31 protein-coding genes are annotated in these 25,137 nt (G+C 42.6%); 15 read left to right on the top strand and 16 right to left on the bottom strand.

Annotated elements, in window-relative coordinates:
* Nucleotides 1-217: 217 nt before the first annotated feature.
* On the bottom strand, nt 218-1,087 hold the full coding sequence (locus P855_RS0118935) for a nucleotidyltransferase-like protein (protein WP_028785025.1): 870 nt from the start codon (nt 1,085-1,087) through the stop codon (nt 218-220).
* 138 nt (nt 1,088-1,225) lie between these two features.
* On the opposite strand from P855_RS0118935, the gene P855_RS0118930 reads away from it, so the two are divergent.
* Nucleotides 1,226-1,597 carry a YgzB family protein gene (locus P855_RS0118930; protein WP_028785024.1) on the top strand — a complete coding sequence of 124 codons (372 nt, stop codon included), beginning with the start codon at nt 1,226-1,228 and terminating at the stop codon, nt 1,595-1,597.
* 111 nt (nt 1,598-1,708) lie between these two features.
* Here the strand turns inward: P855_RS0118930 and perR are convergent, their stop codons facing one another.
* The 5 genes from perR to P855_RS0118905 form a co-directional block, all read right to left on the bottom strand.
* Complete coding sequence (gene perR / locus P855_RS0118925; protein WP_028785023.1) at nt 1,709-2,146, bottom strand: peroxide-responsive transcriptional repressor PerR; 438 nt, start codon at nt 2,144-2,146, stop codon at nt 1,709-1,711.
* Between the two features lie 122 nt (nt 2,147-2,268).
* Nucleotides 2,269-2,826 carry a cob(I)yrinic acid a,c-diamide adenosyltransferase gene (locus P855_RS0118920; protein WP_028785022.1) on the bottom strand — a complete coding sequence of 186 codons (558 nt, stop codon included), beginning with the start codon at nt 2,824-2,826 and terminating at the stop codon, nt 2,269-2,271.
* Between the two features lie 2 nt (nt 2,827-2,828).
* Complete coding sequence (locus tag P855_RS0118915) at nt 2,829-3,782, bottom strand: D-2-hydroxyacid dehydrogenase (protein ID WP_028785021.1); 954 nt, start codon at nt 3,780-3,782, stop codon at nt 2,829-2,831.
* A gap of 227 nt (nt 3,783-4,009) precedes the next feature.
* Entirely contained in the window at nt 4,010-4,480 is a 471-nt protein-coding gene (gene bcp / locus P855_RS0118910; protein ID WP_028785020.1) for a thioredoxin-dependent thiol peroxidase, read from the bottom strand.
* Nucleotides 4,481-4,547: 67 nt separating this feature from the next.
* Complete coding sequence (locus tag P855_RS0118905) at nt 4,548-4,958, bottom strand: potassium channel family protein (protein WP_028785019.1); 411 nt, start codon at nt 4,956-4,958, stop codon at nt 4,548-4,550.
* Between the two features lie 199 nt (nt 4,959-5,157).
* Between P855_RS0118905 and P855_RS0118900 the strand changes: the two genes are divergently transcribed.
* From P855_RS0118900 to P855_RS0118860, 9 genes are all read left to right on the top strand, one after another.
* Complete coding sequence (locus P855_RS0118900; protein ID WP_028785018.1) at nt 5,158-5,838, top strand: response regulator transcription factor; 681 nt, start codon at nt 5,158-5,160, stop codon at nt 5,836-5,838.
* Nucleotides 5,839-5,935: 97 nt separating this feature from the next.
* Entirely contained in the window at nt 5,936-6,028 is a 93-nt protein-coding gene (locus P855_RS21935; RefSeq protein WP_037986505.1) for a YjcZ family sporulation protein, read from the top strand.
* Nucleotides 6,029-6,176: 148 nt separating this feature from the next.
* Nucleotides 6,177-7,472: a glutamate-1-semialdehyde 2,1-aminomutase gene (locus P855_RS0118890; RefSeq protein WP_028785017.1), complete on the top strand. Its 1,296-nt coding sequence runs from the start codon at nt 6,177-6,179 to the stop codon at nt 7,470-7,472.
* Between the two features lie 133 nt (nt 7,473-7,605).
* Complete coding sequence (locus P855_RS0118885; RefSeq protein WP_028785016.1) at nt 7,606-8,685, top strand: FUSC family protein; 1,080 nt, start codon at nt 7,606-7,608, stop codon at nt 8,683-8,685.
* Nucleotides 8,686-8,943: 258 nt separating this feature from the next.
* Nucleotides 8,944-9,879, top strand: coding sequence for a cytochrome aa3 quinol oxidase subunit II (gene qoxA / locus P855_RS0118880; RefSeq protein ID WP_028785015.1), 936 nt, complete (start codon nt 8,944-8,946; stop codon nt 9,877-9,879).
* A 26-nt stretch (nt 9,880-9,905) separates the two neighbouring features.
* Nucleotides 9,906-11,840: a cytochrome aa3 quinol oxidase subunit I gene (gene qoxB / locus P855_RS0118875; RefSeq protein ID WP_028785014.1), complete on the top strand. Its 1,935-nt coding sequence runs from the start codon at nt 9,906-9,908 to the stop codon at nt 11,838-11,840.
* A 1-nt stretch (nt 11,841) separates the two neighbouring features.
* Nucleotides 11,842-12,447 (top strand): cytochrome aa3 quinol oxidase subunit III, encoded by a 606-nt coding sequence (qoxC, locus tag P855_RS0118870; RefSeq protein WP_028785013.1) that lies wholly within the window; start codon nt 11,842-11,844, stop codon nt 12,445-12,447.
* Between the two features lies 1 nt (nt 12,448).
* The gene (qoxD, locus tag P855_RS0118865; RefSeq protein ID WP_028785012.1) at nt 12,449-12,814 is read left to right on the top strand and encodes a cytochrome aa3 quinol oxidase subunit IV; all 366 of its coding nucleotides are present in this window, start codon (nt 12,449-12,451) and stop codon (nt 12,812-12,814) included.
* 19 nt (nt 12,815-12,833) lie between these two features.
* Entirely contained in the window at nt 12,834-13,052 is a 219-nt protein-coding gene (locus tag P855_RS0118860) for a hypothetical protein (RefSeq protein ID WP_028785011.1), read from the top strand.
* A gap of 53 nt (nt 13,053-13,105) precedes the next feature.
* Here the strand turns inward: P855_RS0118860 and P855_RS0118855 are convergent, their stop codons facing one another.
* The 5 genes from P855_RS0118855 to P855_RS0118835 form a co-directional block, all read right to left on the bottom strand.
* The gene (locus P855_RS0118855) at nt 13,106-13,378 is read right to left on the bottom strand and encodes a hypothetical protein (protein WP_028785010.1); all 273 of its coding nucleotides are present in this window, start codon (nt 13,376-13,378) and stop codon (nt 13,106-13,108) included.
* Nucleotides 13,379-14,216: 838 nt separating this feature from the next.
* The gene (locus P855_RS0118850) at nt 14,217-14,705 is read right to left on the bottom strand and encodes a metallophosphoesterase family protein (protein ID WP_028785009.1); all 489 of its coding nucleotides are present in this window, start codon (nt 14,703-14,705) and stop codon (nt 14,217-14,219) included.
* 149 nt (nt 14,706-14,854) lie between these two features.
* Nucleotides 14,855-16,624, bottom strand: a complete 1,770-nt coding sequence (locus P855_RS0118845; RefSeq protein ID WP_028785008.1) for an ABC transporter ATP-binding protein — start codon at nt 16,622-16,624, stop codon at nt 14,855-14,857.
* An 85-nt stretch (nt 16,625-16,709) separates the two neighbouring features.
* Nucleotides 16,710-17,237 (bottom strand): DUF402 domain-containing protein, encoded by a 528-nt coding sequence (locus tag P855_RS0118840; RefSeq protein ID WP_028785007.1) that lies wholly within the window; start codon nt 17,235-17,237, stop codon nt 16,710-16,712.
* A 253-nt stretch (nt 17,238-17,490) separates the two neighbouring features.
* Nucleotides 17,491-17,673 carry a gamma-type small acid-soluble spore protein gene (locus P855_RS0118835; RefSeq protein ID WP_028785006.1) on the bottom strand — a complete coding sequence of 61 codons (183 nt, stop codon included), beginning with the start codon at nt 17,671-17,673 and terminating at the stop codon, nt 17,491-17,493.
* A gap of 134 nt (nt 17,674-17,807) precedes the next feature.
* On the opposite strand from P855_RS0118835, the gene P855_RS21380 reads away from it, so the two are divergent.
* Nucleotides 17,808-17,996 (top strand): hypothetical protein, encoded by a 189-nt coding sequence (locus tag P855_RS21380; protein ID WP_037986500.1) that lies wholly within the window; start codon nt 17,808-17,810, stop codon nt 17,994-17,996.
* A 137-nt stretch (nt 17,997-18,133) separates the two neighbouring features.
* Here P855_RS21380 and mutY read toward each other — a convergent pair whose 3' ends face one another.
* Complete coding sequence (mutY, locus tag P855_RS0118825) at nt 18,134-19,222, bottom strand: A/G-specific adenine glycosylase (protein WP_028785005.1); 1,089 nt, start codon at nt 19,220-19,222, stop codon at nt 18,134-18,136.
* A 92-nt stretch (nt 19,223-19,314) separates the two neighbouring features.
* Here mutY and P855_RS0118820 point away from each other — a divergent pair, with 92 nt between their 5' ends.
* Entirely contained in the window at nt 19,315-20,307 is a 993-nt protein-coding gene (locus P855_RS0118820) for a metal-dependent hydrolase (protein ID WP_028785004.1), read from the top strand.
* Between the two features lie 72 nt (nt 20,308-20,379).
* Here the strand turns inward: P855_RS0118820 and P855_RS0118815 are convergent, their stop codons facing one another.
* A complete protein-coding gene (locus tag P855_RS0118815; protein WP_028785003.1) occupies nt 20,380-20,646 on the bottom strand; it encodes a YfhJ family protein in 267 nt (88 codons plus the stop codon).
* 112 nt (nt 20,647-20,758) lie between these two features.
* Here P855_RS0118815 and sspK point away from each other — a divergent pair, with 112 nt between their 5' ends.
* Both sspK and P855_RS21925 read left to right on the top strand, forming a co-directional pair.
* Nucleotides 20,759-20,923, top strand: a complete 165-nt coding sequence (sspK, locus tag P855_RS21930) for a small, acid-soluble spore protein K (RefSeq protein WP_084315762.1) — start codon at nt 20,759-20,761, stop codon at nt 20,921-20,923.
* Nucleotides 20,923-21,096 carry a YpzG family protein gene (locus P855_RS21925; RefSeq protein ID WP_084315761.1) on the top strand — a complete coding sequence of 58 codons (174 nt, stop codon included), beginning with the start codon at nt 20,923-20,925 and terminating at the stop codon, nt 21,094-21,096. The genes sspK and P855_RS21925 overlap by 1 nt, the downstream gene beginning before the upstream one ends.
* 369 nt (nt 21,097-21,465) lie before the next feature.
* On the opposite strand, the gene P855_RS0118800 is transcribed toward P855_RS21925, so the two are convergent.
* Nucleotides 21,466-21,804, bottom strand: a complete 339-nt coding sequence (locus P855_RS0118800) for a YfhH family protein (RefSeq protein ID WP_028785002.1) — start codon at nt 21,802-21,804, stop codon at nt 21,466-21,468.
* An 87-nt stretch (nt 21,805-21,891) separates the two neighbouring features.
* On the opposite strand from P855_RS0118800, the gene P855_RS0118795 reads away from it, so the two are divergent.
* Nucleotides 21,892-22,551 (top strand): SDR family NAD(P)-dependent oxidoreductase, encoded by a 660-nt coding sequence (locus P855_RS0118795; protein WP_028785001.1) that lies wholly within the window; start codon nt 21,892-21,894, stop codon nt 22,549-22,551.
* 71 nt (nt 22,552-22,622) lie between these two features.
* On the opposite strand, the gene P855_RS0118790 is transcribed toward P855_RS0118795, so the two are convergent.
* Together P855_RS0118790 and ptsG are read right to left on the bottom strand one after the other, a co-directional pair.
* Complete coding sequence (locus P855_RS0118790; RefSeq protein WP_028785000.1) at nt 22,623-22,889, bottom strand: phosphocarrier protein HPr; 267 nt, start codon at nt 22,887-22,889, stop codon at nt 22,623-22,625.
* 28 nt (nt 22,890-22,917) lie between these two features.
* Nucleotides 22,918-24,957 carry a glucose-specific PTS transporter subunit IIBC gene (gene ptsG / locus P855_RS0118785; RefSeq protein WP_028784999.1) on the bottom strand — a complete coding sequence of 680 codons (2,040 nt, stop codon included), beginning with the start codon at nt 24,955-24,957 and terminating at the stop codon, nt 22,918-22,920.
* Nucleotides 24,958-25,137 lie beyond the last annotated feature (180 nt).

Here is a 25,137-nt window from a genome sequence, read left to right as displayed (position 1 = left end):
TTGTTTCGTCGCTCAAATTGGCGACTTAATTAATATATCATGTCGTTGTTTTTAAGTCAACAACTTTTTCATGATTTTTTATTGCTTTGTGTGTCGCTCTCTTAATGCGACGTTTAATAATATACCACGGCATTTTTTTATCGTCAATAGATTTTAAACAAAAAAATCCGCTTTCCTTATAACCTGCGCGGAAGGCGGATTTTTTAAGTTAATAATGTCAACTTCTTACTTTATATTTCCGTTGGTAGACCTCAGGTCCTTTTGTTTCATGAAGTTCTACTTCAAGGATTTCTTTATCTGTAAGATATTCAATCATTGCAGAAAGGTCCAGCGCATACAACTTGATTTCGGGATGGACTTTCAGTTCCCCGAATGTCCAGGCTGTATCCTTTGTTTCCATAAGTTCCAGTAGATGTTTCGCACTGTTTTCCGCACGAATGCTAATGGAATGCTCAACAGCAAGAAGCATCAGTTGAACTCGTTTATCTGTAGGTTCACCACTTTGAATCAATTCTTCATACAGTTTATAAACTTCAGCATCGATCCTCCGCACCTGATTCCAAACGGTTACTTCGGGATGAAATCCTTTTTCAATGATTGCCAACCTGGCTAAATAATGTAGAGAATGGACCATCCGGCTAAACGCATCCAGATATTGATTGGATTCAAACAGATCCTTGGACTCACTATAGCTTCTGATTAATTTTGCGAACTCTATCACTTTTTTCAAATCCCTTGTTTCTTGAGGGAAATCATTAAGCTTATGCTTTAGCTTTTCCATATATTCATTGCGATCGAATATCACTTTACCATTGATGACCCATTCAACCGCTCTTCGGTATCCACTGGTTTCAATCCATTCCTTTAATAATTCTTCATCTACAATGTGCATGGCCGCTGTTTTGTTTTCAAATTCATAATGCTTTACATACCAGGGATCATCTGCGTCTCTCATTATAATCAAGAGGATGACATCAAAGTTATCTGTTACCGGACTGATCGGCTTTTTCTTTTCCATTATCAAAACGCCTAGCGTATTAGGCAGGCTTGCACGTTCTTGATAAATGGGTCGTAATAAATCTTCCATAGTTCTTTCCCCCAGCGGTTTTTATAGTAGGTCACAGTCAATTATTCGATAAAATTGTTAAAAATCCTCTTTTCCCGATGCAATTCCCTGTCATTTTTATGCTATACTACGATTTGAAAGTAATAAGGAGGGTCACCAGTGGCTTTACAATATAGCAGCAAAATTAATAAAATCCGCTCGTTTGCACTTGGTCTCGTATTCGCCGGTTTTGGTATTATGTATATTGGATTATTGTTCAAACAAACGGAATGGCTGATGATCATTTTCATGATTCTGGGGATGCTTGCGATCGGTCTAAGTACGGTTGTCTATTTCTGGATTGGTATGTTATCGACAAAGACCATCCAAATCATTTGCCCCAATTGCGATAAACCGACTAAGATGCTCGGAAGAGTCGATGCCTGTATGCATTGCAAGCAGCCTTTAACTTTAGATAAATCCCTGGAAGGGAAAGAATTCGACGAAAAATACAACTCTAAACGATTACAGAAAAAAGAAGAACAGAGCTAACCGGAAAGCATTGTATAATATGAAAGACCCGGATGACAGTTACTTTATATTACATCACAAAAATAAGCCTCATTCCTTTTTGCAGGGAATGAGGCTTATTTTTATGAAAGATTAATGCGCATTTTTCGATTGGCAGTCGCTACAGGTTCCGTACACTTCCATGCGATGATTACTTACATCAAATCCTGTCACCTGTTCAGCTAAAGACTCCACTTCATCTAAGCTTGGATAATGGAAATCGACAATTTTACCACAGGATTCGCAAATCACATGGTAATGTTCTGTGGTATTGCAGTCGAATCTGCTGGAAGCATCCCCATAAGTCAACTCCCTGACGAGTCCGATATCTTTGAACACCCGCAGGTTATTATAAACAGTAGCAACACTCATGTTAGGAAACTTCCCTTCCAGCGCTTTATAGATCTCATCAGCTGTCGGGTGAGTCATAGAATTAAGCAAAAATTCAAGCACCGCATGACGTTGAGGTGTGATACGCACACCAGAGTCTTTCAATGTAACTATCGCTTCTTGCAGCCTTTTTTCAGACACCGCCATGCACCTCGCTTTCCGTAATCGTTAATTTTAGAATATTATTACATAATAATCTTTATAATTAGTGTACCCTGTCATTACTATTATTGTCAATATACATAAATTGTAGATTCACGCTGCTATACGTCTGCTTGCAGCGGAATTTCTTCCCCCCCAAGATGATGGTTCACATAACGTGCTGCAACAAACAACAAGTCAGATAAACGATTCAAATAGGATACGACCAGAGGGTTACTAAGTTCTTCTTCAAGAGCAACCGCCGTCCTCTCCGCTCTCCTGGCAACCGTACGTGCAGCATGAAAAGCTGCCGAAGCTTCATGCCCTGAAGGAAGGATAAAATTCTTTAAAGGGGCCAGCACTTTATCCCATTCATCGATATTGGCTTCCAGTTCCTTAATATGTGCTTCCTTTAATTGCCACATCACATCTTTTCCTTTTGGTGTTGCCAGTTCAGCCCCCACGTGGAAAAGGATTGTTTGGACTTTGGTCATGAATGTCACAAATTCCTCTCGCCCTTCCCAGTCTTCGCGCTTCAAATGGCTCATTGCCAACCCGATCATTGAATTGACTTCATCGCAAGTACCGTAAGCTTCTACTCGTAAGTCGTTTTTAGGAACGCGGTCTCCATAAATCAATGAAGTTGTCCCTTTATCTCCTGAACGTGTATAAATCCTCACCCTCAATACCCCCGTTTCGGATCGATTTTATTAATGTATTCCTCTTGCCCTTGTAAGTAGCGTTCCAAGTTCTCGTAAAAAATATCAAAAGCTCGATATTGATATTGTGGCGATACCCCGGAATGATGCGGAGTAACCGTGATATTCTCTTCCTCCCACAGGACATGATCCTGAGGCAGCGGTTCTTCCTCAAATACATCCAATACAGCATGGGCGATTTCTTCCGACTGGACTGCTTGCAAAACAGTTTCCGTTGCAACGAGGTCACCTCTACCCATATTCAAAAAAACCGCGTGAGAAGGCATCATTTGAAAATGCTCTTTGCGGAGAAAACCGATTGTTTCAGGGGTGCTGGGTAATACCGCAACAACGAAGTCAGCATTTTCCAGCATGTGTTCCCAATTTACAACGGAATGTGTCTCATCAAAGTGAGGTTTTGGATTCCCGGTTCTTGATACCCCGATCGTTTTCATCCGAAACGCCTGAGCCAGCCTGGCCACTTCCTGTGCGATCGCTCCCGTCCCCAGGACCACCATCGTTTTACCGGATATTTCATCCATGGTAAGTTTTCTATCCCAAGTATGAGTGCGTTCGTTAGCAATGACCTTTTTTGTCTGCCTCGCTACTTGCAATAACATCGTAAATGTATATTCAGCCATCGGCACAGCATGAATACCTCTGGCATTGGTGACGAGTATCTGCTGCTGGTCGATTTGACTGAATGGCATTTTTTCCATTCCGGCTGATAAAACCATAATCCATTTCAACTTTTTCGCCTGCTTTACTAACTCGTCATTCAAATCCTCTCCATAAGTAATGAAGATTTCCGCTTCAGGAAGCTCATCTTTCGCCTCTTCGATTCCATGGCAGAAAGAAAAGGTCAGTTCCGGATAATCAGCTTCCAACCTGGCCCGGATATCTTCTTTTACGTTCTTAATAGCTGAGAGCACAAGCATATATGTAATCCTCCTCTGATTCACCTGCTTCTATTTTAGCTGAATTATCATAATTTACAAAAACATTTAGATTCATAAAGCAAAAGAAGAGGCACCACATAAGAGTGATGCCTCAATTAAAGGGGAGGTTTTCGGTTGATACTTCACTTTATGTAGGGGGGAAATAAGTGTATAGCGCATATACCCAATTAATGATAAAAAAGCACTCTCCATATGGAGAGCACTGATCAGGATAAATTTTCGCGGATGTACTCTAAAGCAGATTCCACATGTCCTTTAACACGTACTTTACGGAATTCTTTTACGAGGTTCCCCTCTTTATCGATGATGAATGTGGAACGTTCAATACCGTAATATTCTTTGCCGAAATTCTTTTTCAGCCTCCAGACACCATATGCCTCGGCGGCCTGCTTGTCCTCATCTGCCAGCAGTAAAAATGGAAGCTCGTGCTTTTCAATGAATTTCTCATGACGGTTGACCGGGTCCGGACTTACTCCTAAAATCACTGCATCCACGTCCGCAAAACTTTCATGATGGTCACGGAAATCACATGCTTCTGTCGTACAGCCAGGCGTCATATCTTTCGGGTAAAAATACAACACCACATTTTTCCCACGATAATCCGATAGCTTTACTTTCTCTCCATTACTTGCATGCAATTCGAAATCTGGTGCTTTACTTCCTACTTCAACACTCATGACAGGTCCCCTCCTAAAAAATTTAATCTATTATTAGCGTACAGGAAAGGGATTGTGATTTCCAATCTTACTCTGTCGGATGCTTGGAACCGTAGATTACTCTGACAAACATAGCAGCAGGAATCGTATAGCCGATCAATGCTTCCAATAAGGCAATCGGTCTTCCCCACCCGATTGGAATGATATCCCCGTAACCCACTGTCAATAGTGTAACCCCACTGAAGTAGATAGCCTGTCCAATTCGATTCAGCAATGCTTCCTGCTGAAGTCCCCCTCCCGCTAATAACGGAACTCCGTTCATCGAGAGAATAAAATAAATTAACCCAAACCCGCTCATTACAATTGCATATAAAAGAAGTAAACCAGTAAATACGGTTAATGAGAAGTGATGGTTATCAGAGATCAATTCACGAAAGAATGAAGTCAAACTGACGATGAGCAGCACCGTTATGAACAGAAGTAAGGTTGTTTCTATCATATTTTTTCTCCTTACCGAAGGATTAGACGCCTCTTACAAACTTATGCGCTTCACAGCCCCAACTATACATAATGAAATATTCCCTTATAAAATGGTATAATTTACTAAATCAATTATTCGTAAGGTCGATAATAACTATCCATTATAAAAGTATCAGCGTACTTTATGCAGAGGACAAATCGAATGAAAAGGTGACGTCATGAAGCGAATTTTTATTGTAGAAGATGACTTGCAAATTACTTCCTTTCTTAGTGAATCGCTTGCCGGTAAAGGATTTCAACTTTTCGCGGCGCAGGAGTATGATCGTATTGCAGAAGAGTTTGTCGCTTATGAGCCTCACCTTGTATTGATGACAGTTGGTTCCGCCAAATTCGACGGACTTTATTGGTCAAGACAGCTCCGCAAAAAATCTAAATGTCCGATTTTATTGATAGCTGAAGCTGATTCCGATATGAATCAGGTGAAAGCGATTGAAAATGGAGCTGATGATTACTTGGAAACACCTTTGAATTCGAATTTATTGGATACAAAAATAAGCAGGGTCATGCGTAGAGTGTACAAAGACGACCATCATGGGCTTAATCTTTCCGAAATAAGTCCGGAGTTGAAATTACGCCCGATGGAAATCCTATATAAAGAGAAAAGACAATCGCTGACGAGAAATGAATTTTTTCTCATGAAAGCATTCCTTCAGTATCCTGATCAACTATTGCCCCGTGAGCAGCTTCTCCACTTGCTTACAAAAGATATTGGTGACATGGATGATAATACATTGTCTGTAAACATTAACAGGTTACGAAAAAAACTCTCCAATATAGGTCTTGCTAATGTCATCAAGACTATAAGAGGAAAAGGATATAAATTCCTTCCAATGGGTTAGACCTTCGAAGACCACCAGCTTATATAGGATGAACGCACAGTCCATATTCCGCTTTCTTCATAAGATATTGTAAACGTGGCAAAGGGGGGTGGAATGAATGGGTTACTATGGCGGCTACAACAGCGGCTTTGCGTTGATTGTCGTGTTGTTCATTCTTTTAATTATTGTTGGCGCAGCTTATGTCTATTAATTCACGATAAACCACCTCAATTTGTAAAAGACTACCCGTTTGCTTCGCCTAATCGGGTAGTCTTTTTACTTTGGTTTATGAATCTGCTGTTTCTTCCAGGACAAGCCGTGCTACAATAAAAGTTGCAATCATTTCAGGGAGGTTTACTATGAATTTTTCAAAATCTGTTCAATTACACGAAGAAGCACAAAATCATATCGTTGGTGGGGTCAACTCTCCTTCCCGTTCGTACAAAGCAGTAGGTGGCGGAGCGCCTGTATATATGGAAAAAGCAGAGGGTGCTTACTTTTGGGATGTTGATGGCAATAAATACATCGACTATCTTGGTGCCTACGGGCCAATCATTACAGGCCACGCCCACCCACATATCACCGAAGCGATCACCAAAGCAGCTCATAACGGTGTGTTATACGGGACACCAACCCCACTCGAAAACGATTTTGCCCGTATGTTGAAAGAAGCCATCCCTTCCATGGATAAAGTCAGGTTCGTCAATTCTGGAACAGAAGCTGTAATGACAACCATCCGTGTAGCACGTGCATACACCGGACGAAATAAAATCATCAAATTTGCAGGATGTTATCATGGCCATTCTGATTTGGTGCTTGTCGCTGCAGGATCTGGTCCTTCCACACTAGGAACACCTGACTCAGCCGGGGTTCCCGCGTCCATTGCCTCCGATGTTATTACCGTTCCTTTCAATGATATCGAACCATTCAAACAAGCGCTGGATCGCTGGGGAGATGAAGTGGCAGGAATATTAGTGGAACCGATTGTCGGCAACTTCGGTATTGTCGAACCCAAACCAGGATTCTTAGAACAAGTGAATGAACTTGCTCACCAGGCAGGTGCTCTTGTCATTTATGATGAAGTGATCACAGCCTTCCGCTTTACATACGGGAGCGCACAGCAGATTCTGGGAATCGAGCCCGACATGACTGCGATGGGTAAAATCATAGGAGGCGGCTTGCCAATTGGTGCTTACGGCGGACGTGCTGATATCATGGAACAGGTGGCACCACTCGGCCCCGCCTACCAGGCAGGTACGATGGCCGGAAACCCAGCTTCCATGGCCTCGGGAATTGCCTGTCTGGAAGTATTACAGGAAGACGGCGTTTACGAGGAATTGGATCGATTAGGAGCTGAATTAGAAAAAGGAATAAAAAACAGTGCTTCGCGGTATGACATCCCGATTTCCATCAACCGTTTAAAAGGTGCACTGACGATTTATTTTACGAACGAGAGCATTGAAAATTACGAGCAGGCCGAAAATACAGACGGCGAAATGTTTGCACGTTTTTTCCAGTTAATGCTTCAGCAAGGGATTAACCTGGCACCTTCTAAATATGAAGCCTGGTTCTTGACTACTGCCCATAAAGATGAGGATATAGAAACAACTATCTCAGCTGTAGAACAAGCGTTCAAAACAATGGCAGATAAATAGAATATCTATCCTTGCTCCCGGATGAATTCCGGGAGTTTCCTGTTTAATGAGGTACTTCTATATTATTTCACTTTCTATTTTAAATCACTTAAGGTAATAGTAGATAATATTACATGCAGAAAAGGTGATGACCATGAAACTTGGCGCCAGAATGATGAAAACGGGGCTGGCCGTTGCTGTAGCTGTATATATTGCTTCTTTGACTGAGTTGACAACTCCGGTTGTTGCAGGAATCGCCGCTGTTTTTTCAATTCAGCCATCTATTTACCGTTCTTATCAAACCGTACTGGAGCAGATACAAGCGAATATCATTGCGGTTGCTGTCGCCATCATCGTTTACTATACATTAGGCGATGGAGCTTTTATCATGGGGTTTTCCATCATCCTTGTCATTGCTTTGAATATGCAGTTGAAAATGAATGAAAACACGATCATCTTCGCAGTAGTCGCGTTGATTTTATTGATGGAACCGACAGATATGGCATTCCTTCCATATGCGGGAGCACGTTTTACTTCATTGATGATTGGAATATTGTCCGCCTTTGCGGTCAACCTGGCGTTTGTTCCGCCAAAATATGAAACGAACCTGTTCCGGCAAATCGATCGCAATACCAGTGATATTCTCCAGTGGCTTCGAGTCACCATCCGTCATCTTAATGATGAACCTGCATTAAAAACCGAGATGAACAGACTCCAGGATGAAATCCGGTATATCGATCAAACGTATCTTTTGTACAAAGAAGAACGTACCTATTTAAGAAAAAACCGCTTTGCCAAAGCACGGAAGATGGTGCTATTCCGCCAGCTGATTGCTACTACAAAAAAGTCGTTTGATGTATTGAAAGCTTTCCACCGCCTGGAGGGTGATATCGATAACATCCCCCCCGCGTTCCAGGAAGTACTGGTCAGCGAATTGGATAAAGTCATTCATGCCCATGAAAAATTGATTCTTAGTCTGATGGGTAGAATCAGAAAGACCCATAAAGAGTCCTTGCGGGAAACCCAGGAACCGGATATTCCCATGCTGGTAGAAAGATTGATTCGCATCTATGAAGATGGTCGTGATCCCGATAAATTGATCTTCCTGCCGTTAGCAGCCCAGCTTATGGAATATCATCTTCACCTGGAACATTTGAAACGAATTCTTCAAAGCTATCAACAGTTTCATTATGAAAGACATCGTAATATGTTCGAACAGAAGCAAACAAGATAGCATCGACAAAACGAGCCCTAATGGCTCGTTTTGTATGTCAAAAAAAGAGAATTTCTTTCCTTTTTTTACTTTATTTGCTTGTAAGCGTTTATACTTTGAACATTTTGTGTCGAAAAATCCACAAAAAATTGAACTTTATTTTACAAATTAGTTAACTGTGCCTAAAAAGGGTATTACAATGCTATAATCTGTTTCACGCATTAAGTTTTCACTATATCCATAGTATTAATATTTAGTTTGATAGGAGTGTATGGCTTCATGAAACATAAACAGCAGCATTGGAGAAGATGGCTGGCATTACTCCCGCTTTCCCTCGTGTTCTTATTAAGCGGATGCAGTGAACTGACTGTACTGGATCCAAAAGGACCGGTTGGTCAAAGTCAGAAAGATCTTATCGTTTTTTCGCTTTGGTTCATGCTTGGCATCGTGGTCGTAGTGTTTGCCCTGTTCACTTTTATGGTAATCAAATATCGAAATCGCCCTGGCAGAGACGATAAAGATTATGATCCAGACCTTCATGGCAACACAGCCATTGAGATCGTCTGGACAGTTATTCCATTAATTATTGTCATCATCTTATCTGTACCAACGGTAACGACGTTGTTTGATCTGGAAAAACCGCCAGAAGGTTCCCAGGACAAAGAACCATTAGTGATCTATGCTACCTCAGCGGATTGGAAGTGGTTTTTCAGTTATCCGGAGCAAGGTATAGAAACAGTCAATTATTTGCATATCCCTACTGATCGTGCAATCGAATTCCGGTTGTCATCCGCGGACTCCATGGCCGCTCTCTGGATTCCCCGGCTTGGGGGACAGAAATATAACATGGCCGGGATGGAAAACACCCTCTATCTTGAAGCGGATGAACCAGGCGTTTACGACGGTCGTAATAGTAACTTCAACGGAGAAGGATTCACCGAGCAGACCTTCAAGGTACACGCTGAAAGCGAAAATGCATTTAAGGAATGGGTAGAGAAAACAAAAAAAGAAGCACCAAAGCTTACCCAGAAGAAATATAACGAGCTTTTGGATCCTGGCTTAAGTAAAAAACTGACCTTTTCCAACACCCACCTGGCTTGGGTGGATCATGGCACAAACCAGGACCGTGATTATGCAATTGAACTCCATCGTGATGCTTACCAGGAGCTTCTGCATTTAGATAATGAGAGAAAAGATGATAAAGAACATGAATAGCAATCGAAGAAAGCAGGTGAACAATCATGAAGCTTGATGAATTTTTTGTAACCGGTGAACCACTTATCTATGCTGGTATGGTATCCATTGTTTTGGTCAGCAGTGCAGTGATATTTCTGTTGACCTACTTCAAAAGATGGGGCTGGCTATGGCGTGAGTGGTTGACTACCGTTGATCATAAAAAAATAGGAATCATGTATATTTTGAGTGCCCTTGCGATGTTATTCCGAGGGGGAATGGATGCGCTGATGATGCGTGTCCAGCTGGCATTTCCGGATATGAATTTCTTGAATGCACAGCATTATGATGAAATATTCACGACCCACGGTACCGTAATGATCATTTTTATGGCGATGCCGTTTCTAATCGGGCTGATGAATATCATCGTACCACTACAAATCGGCGCCCGGGATTTCGCTTTTCCGTTTGTAAATGCGCTTAGTTTCTGGTCGTTCTTTTTCGGCGCAATGCTGTTTAATATTTCATTCGTCATCGGTGGTTCTCCGGATGCCGGCTGGACCAGCTATACACCGCTTGCCGGTGCCGCTATGAGTCCGGGACCAGGGCAAAACTTCTACCTGATGGGACTTCAGCTATCTGGTATCGGTACACTGGCCACAGGTATCAACTTAATGGTAACTATTTTAAAAATGCGTGCCCCTGGGATGAAAATGTTCCAGATGCCTATCTTTACCTGGTCAACACTGGTCACGTGTTTCATTATTGTTTTTGCATTCCCAATTTTGACAGTAGCTTTGGCTTTAATGACGATTGACAGAATTTTTGGTGCCCAGTTCTTCACCCTTACAGGTGAAGGTCTACCAATGATGTGGGCGAACTTATTCTGGATGTGGGGACACCCGGAAGTATACATTGTTATTCTTCCAGCCTTCGGTATTTTCTCAGAAGTTATTGCTACATTTGCCCGAAAGCGATTATTCGGGTATAACGCAATGGTCTGGTCCATGATATTAATCGCAGGATTAAGTTTTCTTGTCTGGGTCCACCACTTTTTCACGATGGGTGCAGGCGCATTTGTCAACTCTGTCTTTTCCGTATCAACGATGTTGATTGCCGTACCTACAGGAGTGAAAATTTTCAACTGGTTAGCGACCCTGTATAAATCGAAAATCGAGTTTACGACTCCTATGATGTGGGCACTTGCCTTTATACCAAGCTTTGTTATTGGCGGGGTTACTGGCGTCATGCTGGGGATGGCAGCAGCTGACTATCAGTTCCATAATTCCTATTTCCTAATTGCCCACTTCCACTACGTATTGATAGCCGGAACAGTCTTCGCTTGTTTCGCAGGGTTGGAGTACTGGTATCCGAAGATGTTCGGCCATAAACTGAATGAACGTTTTGGTAAATTGAGTTTCTGGTTGTTTGTCATAGGCTTCCATGTCACTTTCTTCCCGCAATATTTTGTCGGGTTGGATGGAATGCCGCGTCGTGTGTTCACCATCATTCCTGAGTGGATGCCATTGAACGTCATTTCCACTGTCGGTGCATTCGGAATGGGACTAGGATTCGCTGTTTTCTGCTATAACATCTATTATAGTTACCGAAACAGCAAGCGGGAAGAAACAGGCGATTCCTGGAATGGAAGGACGCTCGAATGGGCGACACCGACTCCAGTGCCTTTTTACAATTTCGCAACGGTTCCTCATGTCGATAAATATGACGCCTTTTTGGCTATGAAAGAAAAAGGGGAAACCACTTACGATGAGGATAAACTTGAACCGATCCATATGCCGAGCTATACAGGCAAACCAATCATCATGATGGCAATCTTGGCTTTTGCCAGTTTCGCCCTTGTATTTGAATGGATTACGCTGGCAGTAATTGGTTTAATCGGTACCCTTATTATGATGGTAATCCGCTCGTTCGATTATGATGAAGGCTACCATGTAGAAGTTGAGGAAATCAAACGAATCGAACGTAAAGCAAGGAGGTTATAACATGAGTGCACATGAATTGAAATCAGGCCCATTAGAATATCGAACTCAGGAAGGCCAAATGAGCATCCTTGGCTTTTGGATATTCCTTGCTGCGGAAATTGTACTGTTCTCAACTTTGTTTGCAACTTATGCCGTTTTGTTCGGACGGACAGCTGATGCCCCTGCCCCGGGTGAATTGTTCGAAATAGAAACCGTACTGATTATGACGTTTCTTTTACTTATCAGCAGTTTCACCTGCGGAATAGCTGTTCACAACATGCGCAAAGGAGCAGTAAAAGCTTTTATTACCTGGATGGTTATTACGTTACTGCTTGGTCTCGGTTTTCTTGGTTTTGAAATATATGAATTTGTTCATTATGCCCATGAAGGGGCTACTCTTCAGTCTGCAGCTTACTGGTCAGCCTTTTTCACATTGGCTGGAACTCATGGTCTTCACGTTACACTTGGTATTGGATGGGCAACCATGATATTGATCCAGGTTGCTAAACGTGGGTTCACTCCTATGACGAGTCGAAAGGGATTTATTATCAGTCTCTATTGGCACTTTCTTGATGTGGTTTGGATATTTATCTTCACGAGTGTCTATTTGATTGGGATGGTGGTTTAATATGGCAGAGCATTCTAAACGTTTTCCAGTACAGCACATCATCGGCTTTGTGTTATCGATTGTTTTGACACTGCTTGCCGCCTGGGCCGCTCTCGGGTCTGATTTACCTGTCAAATGGATCATTACTGGCATTATGACGCTCGCTGTAATCCAGGCAGGAATTCAATTATTCATGTTCATGCATATGACAGAGCGGGAAAGCGGCGGAGGCCACGTGCCATGGAATATGATGTTCCACGGTTTTGTCCTTGCAGCAATTATTGTAGCCGGATCCCTCTTCACCATGTCATTCGGTTTTACCCATGACCATGAAGATGGAGGAAACCATCAACAAGAAGAAAAGCACGAAGAGCAAAGCGGACATTAAACGAAGGTGGTGCATATGGATGAATAATCAAAAAGACTTAAACAACAACGAAGCACCTGTTGCATTGCCATGGAAACCTGTATTCGGGTTCATTCTAAGTATCATATTGACCGCATTCTCCCTTTGGGGAACGTTTTACTCCACTTATTCCCCGAAGTTTCTTTTAGGAGCGATTGCGATACTGGCCTTCTATCAGGCGATTGTTCAATTATTCCATGTACAAGCATATCAACAATAACCGAAAAGCCCTCGTACCTGACGCCAGGAACGAGGGCTTTTTTTGATTATTGATTATTGATAACTCTCTTGTACAGTACCGGAAGTTTTGACAATGCGGATGATGAACATTACCCAGCCTGCCTCTGATACAAACAAACTTGCATAAAACATAATCCAAGGGATAGAAAATGCAGCAGGTGCTGATTGAAACACGACTTCAAAGAAATACAGCCACATACCGACAAGTAAAACTGTCTGAACAAGCGCAAATATGGTCTTTTTCATTTGTAGGAATAAAAAAGGTGTCACCGATGCAAGCAGCATAAACATAACTATAATACCCATCCAGAGATCCCTCCCATTATTGTGTGAATTTCGTGTAAGCGTATTCTTATTAGTATTGTAACAAATTGTTCGAACAATTGACACAAAAAGTTCACAATATAGGTATTGTTATCCATGACATCTATGTATATCCATATTAACTCTAGGTCACTGCAGTTTTTTCATAAAAGCTTATTCCACTATATGACCGAAAAGTCGAAGACTTGATTTCGAGATATTGGTGGAGCTAAGGTGCTTCGGGAAACGATTCGCTTTCCGTGGGCGTGTGCTGAGTCTCCTCAGGCTTCGCCTTGCGGGGCCTCATCTATCACTCAGCTCCCACAGGAGTCTCACGGTTTCCCTACGCCCCTTCTCATAGAAAGATTTCGAAATCACCCTTATGTAAAATAAAAAACAAGACTTTGGCACCACTATACCTTTTATAATGACTTTAAAATGAAGATTTCAGCTACATTCTTTCTTCTTTGGAAGGGGCCGTTAAGTATAAAAATGGCTGGATGGGAAGGGAAATGGCGAGACTCCCGCGGGAGAAGGGGCTAGGCAAGATCCCACAGGGCTTTAGCCCGAGGAAGCTTGCCAGGTCCCCCGCAGGAAAGAAATGAATGCGTAATCGCCTTGGGAGACACGACACGCATAAGCAGAACAGCAAAAAGGGAAGTGGTCTTTCTTCCCGTTGATGGGCTGCTTATGTCGCGAGTGTCTAGGCGATGAAGCTGGAAAGCGAGTTGTTTCCCGAACCATTCCATTCCGCTCATGGTAACGGACCCAACCATCTCGAAACTGAGTCTTCAGCTATTGGGAGCTTAAATGTAATTACAATGCGGAGATTGAACAGTGCCTAGTTGAAAAAAACATGTTCTGCCTTTATACCTTCATTGATGGTCAGAATTCCAAAGGAGTAGTATGGGAGCCTCCGTTTATCGGTCGGTGATCCAGGATTGAATAACAGTAGTTTCTTAAAATATCGCAACAATGGAATATGGGAATGACCAAAAATGACCATATCAACGTCTTCCCCTTCAAAAGTTTCCAACGCCCGTTTTTCCGTCGTCTTTTTCTCACCATCTCCATGTACAATTCCTATCTTGAAACCTTCCAGTTGTATTATTTGCCTGGCAGGAAAAAATCGCTGGATTTCTTCCCCATCCACATTCCCATAAACGCCATAAACGTTTTTGTATGCAGCAAGTGTATGATAAACCTCCATGGAAGACCAATCCCCTGTATGAATGACTATATCAGCTGTTTTTATCTCTTCCAGTAGCCTGCCTGGCAACTGTTTTGCTTTTTTTGGCATATGCGTGTCGCCAGTCACTATAATTTTCAACCTTTTTACCTCCTTTGCCTTAGAAAAACTTGGCTTATCGCCAGGTACTTAATGGCGAAAGCCTTAGTATTTTCTTATACTTTAATCCCTTAAAAAAAATTAAACTTTTTTAAAGTGTAAAGAAAAAGAGAGGGGCTCCCCTCTCTTTTTTACGTTCCCATATATTCGGTCTTGCTATCATCCAGTTCCTGGACCTGATATAAGTCATAATAACCTCCGCGCAGTCCCATCAACTCTTCATGCGTACCAACTTCTTTGATTTGTCCATTCTCAATCAGTACAATTCGGTCAGCATGCGTAATTGTAGATAACCGGTGGGCAACGATGAACGTCGTCCGGTCGGAAGCTAATTTTTCTAACGCTTCCTGAATCAGGTGCTCGCTCTCTAAATCAAGAGCAGAGGTCGCTTCATCCAAAATAAGAAGCGGTGGGTTCTTCAGGAAGACCCGGGCAATCGCTACCCGCTGCTTCTGTCCGCCTGATAGCTTCACGCCCCGTTCACCGACCATCGTATGATAGCCATTGGGAAGTTCCATGATAAAGTCATGAGCATTAGCAGCCTTAGCAGCTGCAATCATTTCTTCATCGGTAGCTTCTGGATTTCCCATTTTGATGTTCATGGCAATCGATTCACTGAATAAGATGTTATCCTGCAGCACCATCCCGATTTTATCCCTGAGGCTGCGTGCTTTTACATCTCTGATATCATGACCATCAATGAGGATCCTGCCTTTTTCCACATCATAAAACCTTGGAATCAGACTGATCAGTGTCGACTTTCCTCCCCCACTCATACCGACAAAGGCGATGGTCTCCCCATGCTTGACATCAAGGGATAAATCATCGAGAACGAGTGATTCCTCCTCTTCATATCGGAAAGAAACATGATCAAAGGTGACCTTCCCATCTACGTGAGTCAATTCTCTGGCACCTTTCTTATCTTCGATATCATATTTTTCATCCATAAATTCAAATACACGGTCCATCGATGCAATCGACTGGGTCAATACAGTGGAGGAATTAACTAACCGGCGAAGCGGATTATACACACGCTCCATATAGCCGGTGAAAGCAACCATCGTACCTACCGTAAGACTTCCTGTGATTACTTGATAGCCGGCGAATGTAATAACCAATAACGGCGCGAGGTCGGTAATCGTATTGGTAACAGAATACGTATAGGCATTCCAGTTCGTATGCTTGAGAGCTTTATCCAGGAAATTAGAGTTCTGCACATCGAACTGCTCCTGTTCGTGCTCTTCCAGCGCGAAACTTCGGATGACCGGCATTCCCTGGACTCGCTCATGCAAGTGGCCCTGTACTTCAGCAAGAGCCTGAGAGCGATCCCTTGTAAGCCGCCGTAATTTCACATAAAAGAACTTTACTGCCAGCCCATATAACGGGAACAGCGAAATGGCTACAAGAGTCAGCCAAACATCCATGTTTAGCATAATGATTATTGCAATTACAATCGTAAACATATCCAGCCAGATGTTCATAAGGCCGGTTATAACGAACGTTTTTGTCTGTTCCACATCATGTATGACTCGGGAGATGATTTCACCTGTCTTCGTCCGTGAATAAAAACGCAAGCTGAGTTTCTGAATATGATCAAACAATTTGTCTCGGACATCATAAAGGATCTTGCTTCCGATCCACTGGGCAAGATATTGCCTGAAGTACTCTACAGGGGGCCTTAGAATGAAAAACACTAAAAAAGCTCCACCCATCAGCCAGAACAGCTGATTGATCTTTTCTGCCTGGGCCATATCCCCACCGATAATATCATCAATGACATACTTTAAGATTAATGGCATCAATAATGGAATGGAGAATTTAATGATACCTATTGATATGGTCAAAATGATTTTACTTTTATAAGGCTTTACAAAGGTTAAATACCTTTTGATGCTATCCAATGCTGTCACCTCTTTCTATATCCACACCACACCCTATAATAGGAAGGCCGCGCTCACATTATACAGCGCGGCTGAAACGGATTGCTTAACGATAAGTTAAATAACGTTCGTACCATTGGTCGATAAATTCAGGGGAAAACGGCCCCTTTCGTTGTCTTACCCAACGAATCAGCGTTTCCACATTATTATGCAATATACGATCAAGCACTTTCGGATAATTCATTTCCTGTTTATGTTGTTCGTATTCATCTTCATCCAACAAAGTAAATGTCATATCAGGATAAACCTTTACGTCTAAATCATAATCAATATATTTGATTCCTTCTTCATCATATACAAAAGGAGAACTGATATTACAATAATAATATACGCCATCATTGCGGAGCATGCCGATGATATTGAACCAATGTTTGGAATGGAAATAACAAATTGCCGGTTCTCTCGTCAACCATGTCCTTCCATCGCTTTCGGTTACTACCGTCCGGTCATTCGCTCCGATTATGACATTTCTTGTTCCTTTTAATATCATCGTGCTGTCCCATATCCTGTGCAGCTTACCGTTGTGTTTATAGCTTTGTATTTGGACCGATTGTCCAGGTTCTGGTGCAGGCATAAGATCTCCCTTCCCTAACAGACGTAATTTTCACCGATTTTGTCTACTTTAACCATTATAACGATATATGACAACAAATGAAAACATAAGAGTCTAAAGTGAAAGCAGCCAATACGTGACGATTGAGGAGGTATTTAGTCGATCGATATAAAAAACAGACCGCTGCTTCTCCCAATTGGATAAGAAGCACGGTCTGTTTTGTTCAGCAGCTGCTTTTGTCTGCTATTCGTTTAGAAGATTCGGGGGATCTTCGTTATTTCTTTTTAGCTTGAGACTTTTGGTTTTGTTGACGAACTTCTTGTGCATCAGTCTCTGAAGCAAATTCAGCACCATATTGTTGCTGCTGACCTTTTTGAGCAGCTTGCTGGTTTTGCTGTCTTACTTCTGCAGCATTAGTCTTGCTTGGGTTTTGTTGGTTTTGTTGTTTTTTAGCCATCTTTATCACCTCCGCAAGAATTAGAATGCCCATTTAGAAAATCATTATCCACCAAAATGTTTTTCCATGTTTATCCATTACCTTGTATAGGTGAGAGCTTTTTTTCCAAACTAATAAAGAAGGAGGCGAAAAGCATGTACACAGGCCGGGATATGAGTAAACTGGCGATGACCCCGAAACAGGAATGGAGTGGAGATGAATTGAGTTATTTCCACTATTCGCTATCGCAAATGGCTCCTTACCTGAACCAGGAAGGTACTACCATTCTTAGAGAAATAAATGAAGAAATTGTTAGCCGTGGCGGACTGGATTATTTGTATTAGGAAAAGGCACAGCATTAAGAACAAAGGCGCAAGCGCCTTGTCACCCCCGACAAGCTAAGACAAGCCTCGGTGTGACGTTCTTGGTCACAAAAAAGGATTGACTTAAGACCTCGAGGGGGGAGGCGCTGGAGCTTTCCTTACTTACAATGTTTTGCGATTTTCTGATGGGAAACCGGAAAAGGATATTCTTCTAATTCCTCAATGGCTACGAATTTTGCTCGTGGATGATCCAAACGTCCTTTCCCTGTAGTGCAGACGATAACCTCTAACTCCCAAATAAGATGGGAAAAGACATGTTTGATGTGATCAACGGTTTTTTCAGGAGTGATTTTCATTCCGTACTCCCCAAAGAACCAATGGGGAAGGTGTTCCTGGTCGATATCCTCCAAAGGGGCCATAGGAAATTCCCATAAATTAGCAAGCAGACCATCAGCCGGCCGCTGCTGAATCAAAACTTCTCCCTCGTCGTTAGTAATTAGTAAAGCAGCATAAGGGATTTTTTTCTGTTTTTTTGTTTTGGTTTTAACAGGAAGCTTCTGTTCTGCCCCTTCATGATAAGCACGGCAATGTTCCTGGACAGGGCAGAGCATACAACTTGGAGATTTAGGTGTACAAACTATTGCTCCAAGTTCCATAAGTCCCTGATTAAAAGAAGATGGGTCTTCCTGGGAGATTACCTCACGGATAATCGCTTCAAATAATTTTTTTGTACTTTGTTTAGCAATATCATCCTCGATATGTAAAATACGCGATAGTACCCGCATGACATTGCCATCTACTGCAGGTTCCGGCTTATCATAGGCAATACTTAATATAGCACCTTTTGTATAAGGGCCTACACCCTTTAAAGAAGCCAGTTCATCTGCGTTTTCTGGTACCTTTCCACCGTAATCGCTGACGACCTCACGAATTGCGTTTTGCAGATTACGTGCACGGGAATAGTATCCTAGACCTTCCCACGCTTTAAGTACTTCCTGTTCGTCGGCTTCAGCCAATTTTTCTGGTGTGGGAAATTTTTCGATAAACCGATTAAAATAAGGGATGACCGTATCGACTTTGGTTTGCTGAAGCATGATTTCAGATACCCAAACTCGATAAGGATCTTGATTATCTCGCCATGGCAGCGTGCGTTGTTCCTGTTGGAACCAGTTGATCAAGTCCTGCTGGAATTTCTTACTGTCAAAATCGGTTAATATATCATTAATTTGTGCTTGTTTATTTTTCATTGTGATTCACCTTTCATGATACAATTAATTAAAAATATACAAAGAATTTAACCTGGTTAACTACCAGAAAGTCCATAAAGGAGGTACCCTGGATGGATACCGGTACACACGTCGTCATGGGGGTCGCCCTGGGCGGACTGGCTACATTGGATCCTGCTGTGCAGAACGATCCGGCACTCTTCAATGCCGTTTTAGCCGGTACCATGATCGGCTCACAGGCGCCTGACTTCGATACGATCCTTAAGTTAAAAAACAATGCAGTCTATATACGGCACCATCGAGGCATTACGCATTCGATTCCAGCTGTCATTTTTTGGGGTCTTGCATTATCCGGTGTCATTTATGCTTTTGTTCCAGAAGTCAGCTTTCTGCATTTATGGCTCTGGACATTCTTAGCAGTCATCGTGCACGTATTTGTCGATGTATTCAATGCTTACGGCACGCAGGCCTACCGGCCATTCACAAGGCGCTGGGTGGCTTATGGGTTCATCAATACATTCGACCTATATATCTTTCTGATGCATATTGCCGGGATTGTCGCCTGGAATTTAGGAGCAGACCCAGGTTATACATGGCTGATCATTTACTTCGTCATTGCACTATATTATGTGAAGCGTTATTTTGATAAACGGGAAATGGTAAAACTCATACACGAACATTTTGAACATGTCGAGCAGATCGCTACTTCTCCGACCATGAAACAAAATAATTGGCGTATTGCCATCACAACCGCTAATCATTATTATGTCGGAAAAGCTGAAAATGGCCACATTGTCATTTTGGATGAATTTCCAAGACAGACAATCCCGATGGATGAGCCGGCTATGGTACGTGCCCTGGAAGATCATAATATCAAGGCTTTCTTATCATTCTCCCCGGTCTACCGGTTTGAAATGACTTATTATAACGAGCATACGGAAGTAAGGTTCATCGACCTTCGTTATCGCTCACGAGGAAGATATCCTTTTGTCGCCGTAGCTCAAATAGATGATTCCACACTGGAAATCATGAATTCCTACACCGGATGGGTGTTCACCGAAGAAAAATTACAAACCAAATTGGATCCGATTCCAGCGGATTCATGAAGAAAAGGCTGACTCCTCATCGCCCTCTCCCTCTTTTAAGGGAGACCGGCAAGGAATCAGCCTCTTTGTTATTCAATTCATCGGCCCTTTTTTATCAAGCATTTCCTTATACTTCGGATTGTTGGCAGCAAATTCATGTAACTTTGAGCCATAATGATTAATCCACTGTGTAACGATCTGCTCTGTCATTTGCTTCCCCTGATATTCATGACCGGCTTTGGCACGTGTCACTTCAAAGTCTTCCCATAACAACTCGACCCATGTCCGAGCCTCTTCGATAGACAGCGAAGGATTTTTATCATATAACTGATCAGCTAAGCGCTGAAAAACTTTTTCCAATATTGTCACCTCATACGTTCCCAATGTTTACTTCCCCATTGTAACACATAGCAGGTTTGAAATTACATAAACTATACCTGCATCCCATTATGATGCTATAGGAGGCTGAAAGATGCGTAATAAAACAGTTGGCTTTCCAGAAAAGAAAATGAACGGAGAACCACGTGCAAAAGCAGAATTTGCTTCTAAGCGTGCCGATGGTTCGACGAACACTCACCCCAAAGAGCGGATGGACCGCTCTTCACACAGGCTGGACGATGGAAAGGGTGAACTATAATGGGCAAAAACAAAGGGCGAAAACCGCATAAAGGGTTTTTCGATAATCTCTATAGCGACCCCTTCGATTCCCCACGGGCCAACCCTAAACACGCAGCTCACCAGGTGAATGGGGAAACACAGCAGACACAGTCTGAAATCATCACAGAGGTTCAGATGAACAAGCGTGCTTAACCTTCCACGCACAAAAGCGCAAGCGCCTTGCTCACCCCCGACAAACTTAAGACAAGCCTTGCCGTGACGTTCTTTGTACTTTTAGGCAAATTAAGTTTAATAAAGGTTTAAAGTATAAGTAAAACTAAGGCTTTCGCCATACACCCTTGGCGATAAGCCAAGTTTTTCTAATCACAGAAAGGATTGACTTAAGACCTCGAGGGGGTAGGCGCTGGCCGGTGAAAACGCCACGTCCTGTGGCGTCACCGGCACTAGCACGTCCTGTGCGTCGGAGCTGGATGACACCAACCGCCTAAAGTTATTGACAAAGAGAACATTTTATAATTTCCTAGCCTTTAAAAAAGCGTGCCGCATAAGGCACGCTTTTAATTAATTGATTTTTTCTCCAAGCATGGAAATTGGTAATGCTTCTTCTTCCTCTTCACTTACTTTTTCCCCTTGTTCATTTGTCCGGTACCCCCAGGCGAACGTCCCATTCATATATACAATTTTAAAGTTATGGGCTGGATCGCCTTCTATCTGATATTCTTCTCCTGGCTTAAAATCATCAGGATTCAGCATATAAGACTTTGCCATGATGATCTTCCGTTCATAAACGGCATACTCGTTGACCATTCCCATCTGCTCTGCTTTCCTTGCTTTATCAGTCAGCTCACCAATTTCCTTTCTTAGTTCCTCTATCGTCATATCGCTATATCTGCGTTCCATGTTTTTCCCTCCTATGGTTATCCATTTACATTTTAACAAGCATTCGTCACAATGGAAATGAGGAACACTGAGGAAAGGGGAATTCATGTGGGAAGTGCAGTAATTACCGGGGGCGGTACTGGATTAGGACGGGCTCTGGCCCATCGATACGCAAAAGAAGGTTATAAAATCATTTTGTTAGGTCGAACAGAACGAAGCCTCTCATTAGTAAGAATGGAAATAATTCAACAAGGCGGGCAGGCAGAATCCTACATTTGTGATATAACAGAGCCAGCTTCGGTCGAGGAGGCAATCCGTCAATTGGACCGCGTTGATGTATTAATTAATAATGCTGGCATCGGGATCTTTGGAGAGTTATCTTCCTTAAAAGAAGAAGACATTGATAAAATGCTGGAAACCAACGTCAAGGGTACCATCTTAATGACTCAAAAGGCATTGCCTTTGCTGAAAGTCTCAGAAGGCAGAGTATTGAACATCATATCTACTGCAGGCCTCAGGGGTAAAGTGAATGAATCGGTATATTGTGCCAGCAAATTTGCTGTCCGTGGGTTTACGGAAAGCCTGCAGAAAGAATGGGAAGATCAACCGATGTCTGCTACAGCAGTATATATGGGTGGTATGAACACACCATTCTGGTCCAATAGTGATCATGTCGCTGACCCGTCTCGCCTGAAAGGCCCGGAAGGTGTTGCTGATAAAATTTTTGCAGAGGATGACCGGCGAGCGGAGATCAAGGTGGATTCATAGAAGATTCAGTTGAATAAAAGAAAAGCTGCTGAACCTCTGTTTAGAGGCCAGCAGCTTTTTCATTTCAGGTGTTACTCTCCAAGTCCTTCTTCTTTCACTTTGTTCACAACTGCTTCAAGGGCTTCTTTTTCATCTTCACCATCAGCGGTCAATTTGATTTCGGCATCATTAGGAATACCGAGTGACATAACACCCATAATGGATTTAAGGTTAACGGACTTATCTTTATACTCCAGATTCACGTCTGCCTGATATTGACCTGCAACCTGCACCATTGCAGTAGCTGGACGTGCATGCAGCCCATCTGCTGCTGTAATCTTCATTGTTTGTTCTACCATTTGAATCTCTCCTCATTTATATGATTTTTTAGTTGATCTCAATGATACCAGGGTCATTATGACGCACTTCGCCTGGTTTTGCAATCTTTACTTCCTGACCTTCTTGCAAGTTTGTGAAAATAACCGGTGTTATGGTGGAGGTTGCATGCTCTTTTACATAGTCAAAGTCCACTTTCATCAACTCTTGCCCTTGCTTGACTTCGTCGCCTTCTTCTATAAATGCTTCAAAGCCTTCCCCTTTCAGCTTGACCGTATCAATTCCAATGTGGATCAGAACTTCTGTACCGTTTTCTGCCTGGATACCTATTGCGTGCTTCGTCGGGAAGACATTCAGAATTTTACCGTTTACTGGAGAAACAACTTTGCCATCTGCAGGTTTAATTGCAAATCCATCACCCATCATTTTACCAGAGAATACCTGATCCGGCACTTCTGTAATCGGCATAATTTCACCTTGCAAAGGACTTACAAAGTTGAACTCTTCACCGCCGACTGGTATTTCTGCATCTTTTGCTTCTTCTGCAACCGCAGAACGATCCTCACCAACTGCACGGGGTGCTTTACCGTCGATGATATCTTGCATTTGACCACGTAAGCTATCGGATCTAGGACCATAGATGGCCTGGATATTATTTCCTACTTCCATGACACCAGATGCTCCAAGCTTCTTCAGACGGTTTTTATCCACTTCGCCTTTGTCATTGACAGAGACGCGAAGTCGCGTAATACAGGCATCCAAATGAGCGATATTCTCTTGACCACCCATTGCTTCCAGGATTTCATATGGAAGATCTCCTATTTCACTATCTTCATCGGCATCGACTTCTTCATCTTCTCGGCCAGGGGTCGCCAGGTTGAACTTGAGAATCGCCCAACGGAAACCGAAGTAATAAATGACAGAGAAAACAAGACCTACGATAATAACCCACCACCACTCAGTACGGTTAGGTAAAACACCGAACAGGATGAAGTCGATCAAACCACCAGAGAAGGTTTGGCCGATTTTTACATCCAACAGCGACATTGTCATAAAGGATAAACCAGCGAAAATCGCGTGGATACCGAACAACAGCGGTGCTACGAAAAGGAAAGAGAACTCGATCGGTTCAGTAATACCAGTCAGGAATGACGTCAATGCTGCAGATGCCATGATACCGCCGACAACCTTTTTGCGTTCCGGTCTTGCTGTATGATAAATTGCAAGTGCTGCAGCCGGAAGACCGAACATCATGAACGGGAATTTACCAACCATGAATGTACCTGCTGTGAATTCTACTCCATCACGAAGCTGGGCAAAGAATATCTGTTGGTCACCACGAACTGTTTCCCCGGCAGCGTTCACATACGAGCCGAATTCAAACCAAAATGGTGAATAGAAAATATGATGCAATCCGAACGGAATCAAGGAGCGCTCAATGACGCCGAACACAAAGGCAGCAATATGGATGTTCGTGTTAAGCATCAAATGAGATAAAGCATTCAGTCCGTCTTGAGCAAACGGCCATATAAACAGCATAATAATACCTAAGAATAAAGCTGAAAAAGCAGTGATAATCGGTACGAAACGTTTACCGGCAAAGAAACCAAGGAATTGCGGTAATTCAATATTAAAGTAACGATTATATAAAAATGCCGCTAGAATACCCACGATGATACCGCCAAATACCCCGGTTTGCAAGGTAGGCGTGCCAAGTACTTCAGCATAGGCAGGTGAATTCGCTGCCATATCGGCATCCACTTTACCTAATACACCCATCGTGACATTCATAATTAAATAACCGATGATGGCTGCAAGACCTGCTACCCCATCTCCGCCGGCAAGACCGATGGCAACACCGACTGCGAATAGCAAGGCTAAGTTATCAAAGACAATACCACCCGAGGCTGACATTACTTCGGAAAATATTTGAATCCATTCCGCCTTAAACGCTGGCACACGTTCCAGGAAGGAATCCTGCTGGAATGTTGTACCGAATGCCAGCAAGATACCAGCGGCAGGCAGCAACGCAACCGGAAGCATTAATGCTTTACCGACTTTTTGCAATGTACCAAAAGCATTTTTGAACATGGAAAGTTCCTCCTTTTGTTTTAGTGTGATACAGAAGCCATAAGTTAATCATGGGATATAATTTTTCAGAAAAATGAAATAAACCGCTTCCATTTTAACTGAAATTTTAAACGCCAATTCAAATGACGTTTAAGGTAATAAAAAAAGCATGAGCAAAAAAGTTTTATTTGGCCTCAAAGG

Origin of the sequence: Thalassobacillus devorans MSP14 (genome assembly GCF_000496835.1) — a bacterium.
In the GTDB taxonomy this organism is placed as follows: domain Bacteria; phylum Bacillota; class Bacilli; order Bacillales; family Halobacillaceae; genus Thalassobacillus; species Thalassobacillus devorans_B.
The sequence above is the reverse complement of the archived record's forward strand: the minus strand, read 5'-3'. Positions and strand labels throughout refer to the sequence as shown.

Coding starts and splice junctions, on each gene's coding strand:
- P855_RS0118935 (WP_028785025.1), bottom strand. CDS start 1,087: ATGGAAGATTTATTACGACCCATTTATCAAGAACGTGCAAGCCTGCCT.
- P855_RS0118915 (WP_028785021.1), bottom strand. CDS start 3,782: ATGCTTGTGCTCTCAGCTATTAAGAACGTAAAAGAAGATATCCGGGCC.
- bcp (WP_028785020.1), bottom strand. CDS start 4,480: ATGAGTGTTGAAGTAGGAAGTAAAGCACCAGATTTCGAATTGCATGCA.
- P855_RS0118905 (WP_028785019.1), bottom strand. CDS start 4,958: ATGATAGAAACAACCTTACTTCTGTTCATAACGGTGCTGCTCATCGTC.
- P855_RS0118900 (WP_028785018.1), top strand. CDS start 5,158: ATGAAGCGAATTTTTATTGTAGAAGATGACTTGCAAATTACTTCCTTT.
- P855_RS21935 (WP_037986505.1), top strand. CDS start 5,936: ATGGGTTACTATGGCGGCTACAACAGCGGCTTTGCGTTGATTGTCGTG.
- P855_RS0118890 (WP_028785017.1), top strand. CDS start 6,177: ATGAATTTTTCAAAATCTGTTCAATTACACGAAGAAGCACAAAATCAT.
- P855_RS0118885 (WP_028785016.1), top strand. CDS start 7,606: ATGAAACTTGGCGCCAGAATGATGAAAACGGGGCTGGCCGTTGCTGTA.
- qoxA (WP_028785015.1), top strand. CDS start 8,944: ATGAAACATAAACAGCAGCATTGGAGAAGATGGCTGGCATTACTCCCG.
- qoxB (WP_028785014.1), top strand. CDS start 9,906: ATGAAGCTTGATGAATTTTTTGTAACCGGTGAACCACTTATCTATGCT.
- qoxC (WP_028785013.1), top strand. CDS start 11,842: ATGAGTGCACATGAATTGAAATCAGGCCCATTAGAATATCGAACTCAG.
- qoxD (WP_028785012.1), top strand. CDS start 12,449: ATGGCAGAGCATTCTAAACGTTTTCCAGTACAGCACATCATCGGCTTT.
- P855_RS0118860 (WP_028785011.1), top strand. CDS start 12,834: ATGAATAATCAAAAAGACTTAAACAACAACGAAGCACCTGTTGCATTG.
- P855_RS0118855 (WP_028785010.1), bottom strand. CDS start 13,378: ATGGGTATTATAGTTATGTTTATGCTGCTTGCATCGGTGACACCTTTT.
- P855_RS0118840 (WP_028785007.1), bottom strand. CDS start 17,237: ATGCCTGCACCAGAACCTGGACAATCGGTCCAAATACAAAGCTATAAA.
- P855_RS0118835 (WP_028785006.1), bottom strand. CDS start 17,673: ATGGCTAAAAAACAACAAAACCAACAAAACCCAAGCAAGACTAATGCT.
- P855_RS21380 (WP_037986500.1), top strand. CDS start 17,808: ATGTACACAGGCCGGGATATGAGTAAACTGGCGATGACCCCGAAACAG.
- mutY (WP_028785005.1), bottom strand. CDS start 19,222: ATGAAAAATAAACAAGCACAAATTAATGATATATTAACCGATTTTGAC.
- P855_RS0118820 (WP_028785004.1), top strand. CDS start 19,315: ATGGATACCGGTACACACGTCGTCATGGGGGTCGCCCTGGGCGGACTG.
- sspK (WP_084315762.1), top strand. CDS start 20,759: ATGCGTAATAAAACAGTTGGCTTTCCAGAAAAGAAAATGAACGGAGAA.
- P855_RS21925 (WP_084315761.1), top strand. CDS start 20,923: ATGGGCAAAAACAAAGGGCGAAAACCGCATAAAGGGTTTTTCGATAAT.
- P855_RS0118800 (WP_028785002.1), bottom strand. CDS start 21,804: ATGGAACGCAGATATAGCGATATGACGATAGAGGAACTAAGAAAGGAA.
- P855_RS0118790 (WP_028785000.1), bottom strand. CDS start 22,889: ATGGTAGAACAAACAATGAAGATTACAGCAGCAGATGGGCTGCATGCA.
- ptsG (WP_028784999.1), bottom strand. CDS start 24,957: ATGTTCAAAAATGCTTTTGGTACATTGCAAAAAGTCGGTAAAGCATTA.